This is a genomic window from Pantoea sp. PNA 14-12 (assembly GCF_004364735.1).
In the GTDB taxonomy this organism is placed as follows: domain Bacteria; phylum Pseudomonadota; class Gammaproteobacteria; order Enterobacterales; family Enterobacteriaceae; genus Pantoea; species Pantoea stewartii.
In genome coordinates this window covers 735,241-744,831 of sequence record NZ_SOAJ01000001.1, presented here as the reverse complement: position 1 = coordinate 744,831, position 9,591 = coordinate 735,241, and the positions used below count along the sequence as shown (strand labels likewise).

The window sequence follows — 9,591 nt, the reverse complement described above, 5'->3', positions numbered from 1 at the left end:
CTTGCCCGTGCGCAGTGCCAGAAAATCGAGCAGGCGACGCGGCGTGACATTTAACACGCGATCCTCCGGAAAATCCACTTCTCTGGCGATACGCAGACAGTGCTCAAAATTGCCCAGGGTAAATGCCGTATGGGAATCAGAGCCGAAGGCCAGGCGTCCACCCGCCTTGCCGACGGCTTCGGCAATCGCCCGGCAGTTCGGTTCGCTGCCCGGACGCGAATGGGTAAAGGAGGAATTGTTCAGCTCCAGCGCCACATCGTAGTGTGCGGCCGCTTCGGTAATCGCCGGGATATCAACGGGATATTTCGGGTTGCCGGGATGGCTGATGATATGCACTAACCCTCCCGCCATGGCGGCAATCATCGCCTCGGTATTCTGAGTAAGGTCGCGCGGTGCATAGACGGGTTCGTGGAAGCCCGCCACAATCAGATCCAGCGATTCCAGCATCGGGCCGGAACAGTCGATCTCGCCCTGCTGGTTTTTGATGTTGGCCTCGATGCCGCGCAGGATCGCCACGCCGTCAATGATACGGGGCCAGATACGCATATTCACAAAGTGCCAGTAGTGCGGTGCATCGGCCATATCCGGGCCGTGATCGGTGATGGCAAACAGTTTCAGTCCGTTCAGTTTAGCCTGCGCGACATAATCATGTAGCGTACTGTAGGCGTGGGTGCTGGCAACTGTGTGCATGTGAAGATCGACGGGATACATTGTCTGCTCCTGTAGGGGCCGGTTACGGCCCGAATCGTTAATAGCCACGTTGGCGATCGACGTAGCCCTGTGGGTTTTCACCTGCTTCAAGTTGAGTAATCGCGCGGGCAATGTAGTCCATCGCTTCCTCTTTCAGGGTGACCGCCGCATTATGCGGAGTAATTGTGACGCGCGGATGGAACCACAACGGATGATCGGCAGGCAGTGGCTCGACCTGGAAAACATCCAGTGCGGCGCCCTTTATTTGCCCGCTATCCAGGGCGGTGAGCAAATCGGCTTCCACAACCTGATCCCCACGGGCGAGGTTAAGGAAAAACGCGCCCTGCGGCAACCGGGCTAACAGTTTCTGATCAATCAGATTGCGCGTTTCTGCGGTGCTGGGCAGCAGATTGATCAGTACCTGAGTGTCACGCAGGAAATCGTCCAGCGCGTCGCGCCCGGCGAAGCTGGTCACACCGGCAATCTGCTTGGCTGAACGGCTCCAGACGCGCACCGGGAATCCCCAGGCCGTCAGGCTTTTCGCCACCTGTTGTCCCAGCACGCCCGCGCCTAAAATCCCGATATGAAACTGGTCACGCGAATACGACGGCAGCGGTTGCCACTGGGCCGACTGCTGCTGCTGTTGGTAATCATCAAAGCGACGAAACCAGCCCAGCACCCGACAGACCGCGTACTCCTGCATCTGTTGCGCCATGCCCGTGTCTTCCAGACGATAAAGGGGAACACTGTCTGCCAGCATGTCCGGGTTTTGCTGCAGCTGACGCAAAATTTCGTCTACGCCCGCCCCCAGCGCAAATACCCCTTTCAGGTCATTGCGGCCCCGCAGCATGGCCGGTGGCGGCGAACGGACCAGCGCATAATCTGCCGGGGACGTATCGTCGGTCGTCCAGTGACGGACACGTGCATGAGGTAAGCGCTGCTGTAATCCGCTGATCCAGTCGTCAGCAGGTTGCGATGGATGAAACCAGATGATGTCCATAGTGATCCTCTTTTTTTCTCAGCCTCGGGGAAAAGTGGTCTCAGGGCAAGCGGAGCCTGAAAAAAAAGCACAAAATTTCGCAGGCTATGATCATCAATAAGTTACGCGGCTTCACATTTCCGCCGGACGAAAGGGTGAAAATTGCGGTTAAGGTCTAAAGTTGGAGAGTGGTCAATGCGTGACACATGATCACATTTCGGACAAGGAGAAACACCGATGAGAAACACTGAGGTAACAACGACTAAACGGTCTCAACGTCATGCGCCCGTTTTGCTTGGCGTGTTGTTAAGTGCGACCGTTTTCAGCACCTGGGCAGCCGAGGATTCCCGATTACTGACCAGTCAACCCCAGCCGCCCGATGTCCGTTTAGGACCGTTGTTCAATGCCGTACAACAGGCAAAATTTTACCCTGACCAAAAGACGTTTGCAGATGCCGTGCCTAAATATGATCCGTCCTCCATTCTGGCCGACTGGCAGATGCAGAAGAATCAGCGCGGTTTTGATTTAAAGCGCTTCGTCGCCGCGAATTTCACCCTGCCCACCGACAGTGACAAATATGTACCGCCTGCGGGCCAGAACCTTCGTGACCATATTAACGGCCTGTGGCCGGTGTTAACGCGGACGACAAGTAACACAGGAAAATATGACTCGTTGCTGCCGTTGCCCAAACCCTATGTGGTGCCAGGCGGGCGTTTCCGTGAGGTTTACTACTGGGACAGCTACTTTACCATGCTCGGCCTGGCGGAAAGCGGCCACTGGGATAAAGTGCAGGATATGGTGGACAACTTCGCCTCGCTGCTGGATCGCTATGGCCACATTCCCAACGGCAACCGCACTTATTACCTGAGTCGCTCACAGCCGCCATTCTTTAGCCTGATGGTAGATCTGCTGGCGACGCATGAAGGCGATAACGTCTATGTGCGTTATTTGCCGCAGTTACAAAAAGAGTACGATTACTGGATGGCGGACAGCGACAGCGTCGCCGCAGGTAATGCCAGCAAGCGGGTGGTCAAACTGGCCGACGGGACAGTGCTGAACCGCTACTGGGACGCACGCGACGTGCCGCGTACCGAATCATGGATGGACGACATTGTAACGGCAAACAAAGCGCCACAGCGCAACAAAGCAGAGATGTATCGCGATCTGCGCGCCGGTGCGGCATCGGGCTGGGATTTCAGCTCGCGCTGGTTTACCGATGCGCATAACCTTTCGACCATCCGCACCACGCAACTGGCCCCGGTCGATCTCAACAGCCTGATGTTCCATCTGGAAAAAACGCTCTCGACGGCGTATCGCCTGAATAAACAGGATGCGCAGGCTAAAGCCTTTGCCGATCGGGCTGAAAAACGTCAGGCGGCGATTAACCGCTATCTGTGGGACAGCAAACAGGGCTGGTACGCCGACTACGACTGGAAAACGCGTAAGATTCATCCGCAGCTAACGGCTGCTACGCTGTTTCCGCTCTATATGCAGATTGCCAGTGACAAGCAGGCTGACAGCACCGCCAGCGCGGTGGAAAAACAGCTGCTGAAACCGGGCGGTCTGGTGACCACCACAGTGAACAACGGCCAGCAATGGGACGCTCCCAACGGCTGGGCACCGCTGCAGTGGGTGGCCGTTGAAGGGCTGGAGCACTATAAAAAGCCGCAACTGGCGCAGCAGGTGGGTCTGCGTTTCCTGCGTAACGTTCAGCTGACGTACGATAAAGAGCATAAGCTGGTCGAAAAATACGTGGTCGAAGGCAACAATCTTGGCGGCGGCGGCGGTGGTGAATATCCGCTTCAGGACGGTTTTGGCTGGACGAACGGGGTCACGTTAAAATTGCTGGATAAATATTGTCCGAAAGATAAAACCTGTAACAGCGCCCACGATATTCCCGAGGCGCAAAGCAGCGCGAAATAAAGCGAACAGGCGAGAGATCGCGTTAACATAAAAAAGGCCCGCTGCGATGCGGGCCTTTTTTGGTTATCTGCGTACGTTAACTGCGTACTTTGCGGTAGATAAACAGCACAACCAGCGCGCCGATGACCGCGACGACAAAGCTACCGAAGTTGAACCCGTCCACCCGGCCAAAGCCGAAGAAGGTACTGATCCACCCACCGACAACGGCACCCACGATACCCAGAATAATAGTAATGATGAATCCACCACCATCTTTGCCTGGCATGATCCACTTCGCCAGGATACCAGCGATTAAACCAAAGATGATCCATGAAATAATACCCATCTGTTACTCCTTCCTTTTGGTTAGTCAATGGCGATCGCCTGATTAATCAAGCGGTTCACGCGCTTAGTATAGTCGCAATTTTTAAAAATGCTGCGCGTGAAGGTTATGATAGTGGTTATTGTGTTAAAGCTTTATTATTGTCAGCCGATAACGAACGGGTAGTAACAGGATAAATATAAATGATAAAGCGTTGCTCATCGGGAGCCAGCAAGTGAAAGAAGCCGATAAAGAACATTATCTCAAACGTGGCACGCTGGCGGTTCTGGGCGTCATGAAAGACCTGCTTCAGGCGCAAACACCTTTGCTGGTGAATTTCTCACGTGGGCAGTTTATCAGCCGTATGCTGGCGGCGGATGAAAACCGCATTGTTTTTGATCTGGGCAGTAATAATCTGGATAACGACTACGCACTGCAGTGCAACGATATTACCGTGTTTGCCGAAACCCAGGGCGCGAAGGTTGAATTTGCCTTACCTGGGCTTGAGAAAACGGAATTCGACGGCCTGCCTGCATTTCAGGCAACGTTACCGGAGGTGTTATGGCAAATTCAGCGGCGTGAATTCTTCCGCATCAGCGCACCGATGGACCCGCAGTTCTGGTGTCACTGCACATGGCCTGACGGCTCGGCTGCCCGACTGCGATTACAGGATTTATCGTTAGGCGGTATCGGCGTGCTGGTGGACGACGCGATGCCGGACGGCCTGAAAAGCGGCGACGATTTTAAAAATCTTCAGGTGGAACTGGGTGAATACGGCCAGTTTAACGTCAATGCGACGTTGATGCATATTGGTGAACGCAGCATGATTACCAGTAAAAATGAAACCAAAGTTACGCCGCGGCTGAGCTTCCGTTTTACGGCACTCGAACCCCATCAGGAACGGCAGTTGCAGCAGGTGATTTTTAGCCTGGAGCGGCTGGCGCGCGACAAAGCGCAACGCTTCCAGTAACCTCCGCTCTTTTCCCGCGCCGCACATCCGCGGCGCATCCAGGCTATGCTTTCCTTGCTTTCTCGTTTAACCGGAACCAGCAAGGAGACACTCCCCAATGGAAAACTGGCTCAGTTTGCGTCATTTTCAGTCCATTCTTTTTAATCAAACTCTGTGGATCAACAGCGCCATCGTCATCGTTGCCACCCTCGTTATTTACTGGTTGCTGCGCAGCCTGATCAGTTTCGTGTCCAACCGCATTGCGCACTTCAGCGAAGACCGCCACGTCCGATTTACCGGCATCCTGGTGGAAATACTGCGCAGCACCAGCCACCTTCTGTTGCTGATTTTTTCGCTGCTGATTGCCCTGCGTTTCATCGATTTGCCCGACTCGTGGCGCTCGACGGTTTCTCACAGCTGGTTCCTGGCGCTGATTGTGCAACTGGCGTTGTGGATCGACTGCGGCATTCGCCTGTGGTTAAAAAGCCTGCTGCGCGATCCGCTTCACGTGCGCAATCCGGTGACCACCGTCATTCTGGGCATTCTGTTGCGGGTCGTGGTGTGGGTCATGATGCTGCTGGCGATTCTGTCGAATATGGGCATCGACATCACGGCGCTGGTAGCCAGCCTGGGCGTGGGCGGTATTGCCATCGCCCTGGCGATTCAGACCGTCCTGAGTGATGTGTTTGCTTCCCTGGCGATTGGCTTTGATAAGCCTTTTGAGCACGGCGATTTTATCGTGTTTGGCGATATTGCCGGCACTATTGAGCATATAGGCCTGAAAACCACGCGGCTGCGTAGCCTGAGCGGTGAGCAGATCGTCTGTTCCAATACCATTTTGTTGCAGCAGACGATTCATAACTACAAGCGGATGCAGCAACGTCGTCTGGTGTTTACATTCGGTATCAGCTACGCCACGCCGTCTGAGCAGGTGCGAGAAATCAGCGAACTGGTGAAAACCATCATTCAGGGCATTGAAATGACGCGCTTTGACCGCGCCCATTTTCTGGCCTTCGATGACTCGAAGCTGACCTTTGAAGTGGTCTACTTTGTGCTGAGCGCCGACTACAACGTCTACATGGATATTCAGCAGGAGATTAACCTGCAACTGATGGCGGCGCTGGAAGAACGCAATATTCGCTTTGCCTTTCCGATCCGTCAGGTCGAATTCAGCGGCGGAAGTTTACCGCCGGTCGATCTTAAACCGGTGCCGGACGATGAAGAGACTGTCCCGCAACGCGTCAGTCGTTAACCTCGCTGTACTGAGGGCTGGCTGTTACAGTCTGGCCCTCATTTTCCGTTCATTGTGGCTGATAGCGACAGCGGGTCACCGCGTTTTTCCAGCCCTGATAGTTATCCTGCATGTGCTGCGCCAGATGGGTACGCGGCATGATGATCGGCCCGCCCTGCAAGGCCAGCATATCGTCGCCCTGCTGCCACCATCCCAGCCCTTTTCCTGCCAGCAGTGCCGCCCCCAGCGCAGAGGCTTCGGCGGTCGGCGCGCAGTGCAGCGGACGTTGCAATACGTCGGCCTGAAACTGCATCAGCCAGGGGTTTTGCGTGGCGCTGCCATCAACGCACAAGGCCGGAAGCGCTGTGCCGCAGGCCTCTTCCATGGCAAAAAACACGTCAGCAATCTGCCAGCAGATGGATTCCAGCGCCACCCGCGCCAGTACGGCGGGCGTGGCCGCATCGGTCAGGCCGCAGATCAGGCCTCTGGCCTTGAGATCCCACCACGGTGCCCCCAGCCCCGACAGCGCCGGAACAAAATAGCAGCCCTGATTATCATCACAGCCTTCAGCCAGTGCCGTAAGTTGCCGGGGATCGTGAATGCCCAGCATCGTCCCCAGCCAGGCGGCACCGGACCCGGTGTGCGTGATATTACCTTCAAAGGCAAAGCGCGCCTGGCCGTCGTGCCAGGCAACGGTGGTGCTGAGCCCGTTATCGGTCAGCAGCGGCGTGGCCATCGACATCATCAGCGATGATCCAGTGCCGTAAGTGGCTTTGACCACTTCCGCCGTGCCGCGTCGCTGAGCATAAAGCGCGGCATGAGAATCGCCGATGCGCGCCAGGATCGGTGTGCCGGGTGCGAGTCCCGGTATATCGCTCACGCATATCATGCCTGCCACGCTCGCCGACGCGACAATCTGTGGCAGCGCCGCACGCGGCAGGCTGAACAGTGACAGCAGTTCATCGTCCCAGTCATTGCGGTGCAGGCTGTAAAGCTGCGTGCGCGCGGCATTGGCATGATCGGTCACAAATGTCGTGCCCGCCGTCAGTTGCCAGGTCAGCCAGCTGTCCACGGTGCCGATGCACAGTTCCCCCGCCGCTGCCCGGGCGAAACCGTCCGGTATGGCTGCCAGCATGCCGGCCAGTTTGGCGGCCGGGAACATCGGATCGACCGCCAGGCCCGTCAGAGCGCTGATGCGCGCGGCGCTGCCCGACTGCTGTAAATCCCGGCAAAACGATTCTGACCGACGATCCTGCCAGCTCACCAGCGGCGTTAACGGCACGCCATCGCGGCGCTGCCAGATCAGTACGGATTCGCGCTGGTTACTGATAGCCACCCCTGCCACGCTTGCTCCGTCGCACTGCGCCAGGCAGTCGGTGATGGCCTGCCTGACGGCTGACCATATGGCCTGGGGATCCTGTTCTGCCAGGCCGGGTTGTGGATGTTGTAACGTTAAACCCTGACTGCCGCGCGCCACCACGTATCCCTTTCGATCGACGGCTACCGCTTTGGCATTGGTGGTGCCTTCATCAATGGCCAGAATCACCGACTCCCGCATCGTCAGCCTCCTGCACAGAGGCGTAACGCCTGCGCGGCGATGCTGCTGGCATCAATGCCATGGTGCGCGCGCGTGGCGGGCCGATCGCCGGCTATGGCATATTCGCCGTTGGCAATCCCCAGCCGCAGAAGCTTAACCGGCAAGCCGTGTTCCGCCAGCACCTCCGCCACCAGGCTGCCTACGCCACCATTAATATTATGCTCTTCCACCGTGATCACGGCGCGGAAGTGGCTGAGCAGATTGTGCAGCTGCTGCGTATTACAGGGGCGAATGGACGGAACCGAAATCACGGCGGCAGAAACGCCCTGCTTTTCCAGTTGCTCTGCGGCGGTCACGGCTTCATGTACCGTCGAGCCCATGGCAACAAGCGCAATATCGTGGCCTTCTCGCAGCCGGTCAATCTGACCGGGCCGGAAGCGGTAATTTTCGTCGTGCAACGACGGCAGCGCTTTGCCGTCCAGCCGGATATAAACCGGCCCCCTGTGGTCAAGCGCATAATCGATAATTTGGCGGCACTCGACTGGACAGGCGGGCGCATAAATTTCGATATTGCCGAATCCACGCATGACGGCGATGTCATCGATGCTGTGATGGGTGCTGGCAAGCGGACCATAGCTGGCACCGGCATTCAGTCCAAACAGCTTCACGTTAGTGTTGTTGTAGCAGACATCGATTTTGATCTGCTCATTGGCGCGCGAAATCAGAAAGGGCGCGGCGTTACAGGTCACGGCGATTTTGCCGCCCAGCGCCAGGCCAGCGGCTGTGCTGACCAGCGCCTGTTCAGCGATACCGACGTTAACCAGACGACCGGGAAAGGCGTCAATAAAGGGCGCAATCTTCGCCGTGGAGGTCGAATCCGCCACGACCGGCACCACATCGATGCCGCGATGTACGGCATCTGTTAACGCGTCGACCATGACGTTGGCCAGGTGTTGTGCATTACTCATCGTTTAATTCCTCCAGTGCCCGCGCAATCTCGTCCCCTTTCGGCACCCGATGGTGCCATTCGGCTTGTCCCTGAATAAACGAGATGCCAAAGCCCTTTTCGGTGTGCGCGATAATGACCTGTGGCTTACCGTTCACAGGCAGGTTTTCCAGCGTATTCACCACTGCGGCCATGTCATTGCCGTTGCATTCCCTGACCTCCAGACCAAAGGCGCGCCATTTTTCTGCCAGTGGATCGGTATTGAGAATGTCACGCGTTGCACCCGCCAGTTGCAGCTTGTTCTTGTCGTTTATGATGATGAGGTTATCCAGGCCATAGTGCGCGGCTACCAGCGCGGCTTCCCAGTTGCTGCCTTCTGCCAGCTCACCGTCGCCGGTCACCACAAACACACGGCGCGGGCTGTGGCTCTTTTTCGCCGCCAGCGCAATGCCCACCGCCACGGGCAATCCGTGACCCAGCGCACCGGTGTTGAGTTCAACGCCCGGGGTTTTCTGCCGTACCGGATGGCCCGGCAACGCAGAATCGGCATGTTGATAGGTAGGCAGCCAGTCCAGCGGGAAATAGCCGGCTTCCGCCAGTACGCAATAGTATCCTCCCACAGCATGACCTTTTGACTGGATATAGATATCACGTTGATCGTCTTCCGTTCGATCCGGTGCACAATTCAGAATGCGAAAATAGAGCGCGGTCAGAATCTCAACCTGTGACAGATCGGCACCGGTATGCCCGCCTGCCGGACTGCCCGCGTTAAGCTGGATGATGCGGCGGCGTACGGCCCGGGCCTTTTTTTCGAGCGCATCCACAGAAAGCGTAAATGGATTCATATTTCACCTTTGAATTTTAAGTCTGACTTGAATATATATTCAGAGAGGGTACAGCTCTCCCTTCTTTCGCCGTGATGACAGCAATAACCTCCCCTTTCATCGCCTGCTGTCACGCACAGAAATACAACAGCCTTAACAGTCATGAATATATATTCAATAATGATTTTATATTCATAATTACTATGCGCCC

Annotated in this window: 9 protein-coding genes; 3 read left to right on the top strand and 6 right to left on the bottom strand. The window is 56.3% G+C overall.

Going from position 1 to position 9,591, the window contains the following annotated elements; translation table 11 throughout:
• Both C7434_RS03620 and ghrA read right to left on the bottom strand, forming a co-directional pair.
• Positions 1-711, bottom strand: a 711-nt coding sequence (locus C7434_RS03620; RefSeq protein ID WP_133745306.1) for a phosphatase, incomplete at its 3' end; no start/stop codon positions are given.
• 37 nt (positions 712-748) lie between these two features.
• Complete coding sequence (gene ghrA, locus C7434_RS03615) at positions 749-1,690, bottom strand: glyoxylate/hydroxypyruvate reductase GhrA (RefSeq protein ID WP_033737512.1); 942 nt, start codon at positions 1,688-1,690, stop codon at positions 749-751.
• A 216-nt stretch (positions 1,691-1,906) separates the two neighbouring features.
• On the opposite strand from ghrA, the gene treA reads away from it, so the two are divergent.
• Positions 1,907-3,592 (top strand): alpha,alpha-trehalase TreA, encoded by a 1,686-nt coding sequence (gene treA, locus C7434_RS03610; RefSeq protein WP_033737513.1) that lies wholly within the window; start codon positions 1,907-1,909, stop codon positions 3,590-3,592.
• 76 nt (positions 3,593-3,668) lie between these two features.
• Here the strand turns inward: treA and C7434_RS03605 are convergent, their stop codons facing one another.
• Positions 3,669-3,917: a GlsB/YeaQ/YmgE family stress response membrane protein gene (locus C7434_RS03605; RefSeq protein ID WP_033737514.1), complete on the bottom strand. Its 249-nt coding sequence runs from the start codon at positions 3,915-3,917 to the stop codon at positions 3,669-3,671.
• A gap of 211 nt (positions 3,918-4,128) precedes the next feature.
• Here C7434_RS03605 and C7434_RS03600 point away from each other — a divergent pair, with 211 nt between their 5' ends.
• On the top strand, positions 4,129-4,863 hold the full coding sequence (locus C7434_RS03600) for a flagellar brake protein (protein ID WP_006119706.1): 735 nt from the start codon (positions 4,129-4,131) through the stop codon (positions 4,861-4,863).
• A gap of 97 nt (positions 4,864-4,960) precedes the next feature.
• Positions 4,961-6,094, top strand: a complete 1,134-nt coding sequence (locus C7434_RS03595; protein ID WP_033737515.1) for a mechanosensitive ion channel family protein — start codon at positions 4,961-4,963, stop codon at positions 6,092-6,094.
• A 49-nt stretch (positions 6,095-6,143) separates the two neighbouring features.
• Here the strand turns inward: C7434_RS03595 and C7434_RS03590 are convergent, their stop codons facing one another.
• The 3 genes from C7434_RS03590 to C7434_RS03580 are packed head-to-tail and all read right to left on the bottom strand — an operon-like array spanning position 6,144 to position 9,401.
• Complete coding sequence (locus C7434_RS03590) at positions 6,144-7,631, bottom strand: FGGY family carbohydrate kinase (protein ID WP_033737516.1); 1,488 nt, start codon at positions 7,629-7,631, stop codon at positions 6,144-6,146.
• A 2-nt stretch (positions 7,632-7,633) separates the two neighbouring features.
• Complete coding sequence (locus tag C7434_RS03585; RefSeq protein WP_033737517.1) at positions 7,634-8,578, bottom strand: transketolase C-terminal domain-containing protein; 945 nt, start codon at positions 8,576-8,578, stop codon at positions 7,634-7,636.
• The gene (locus tag C7434_RS03580) at positions 8,571-9,401 is read right to left on the bottom strand and encodes a transketolase (RefSeq protein WP_006119710.1); all 831 of its coding nucleotides are present in this window, start codon (positions 9,399-9,401) and stop codon (positions 8,571-8,573) included. The genes C7434_RS03585 and C7434_RS03580 overlap by 8 nt, the downstream gene beginning before the upstream one ends.
• Positions 9,402-9,591 lie beyond the last annotated feature (190 nt).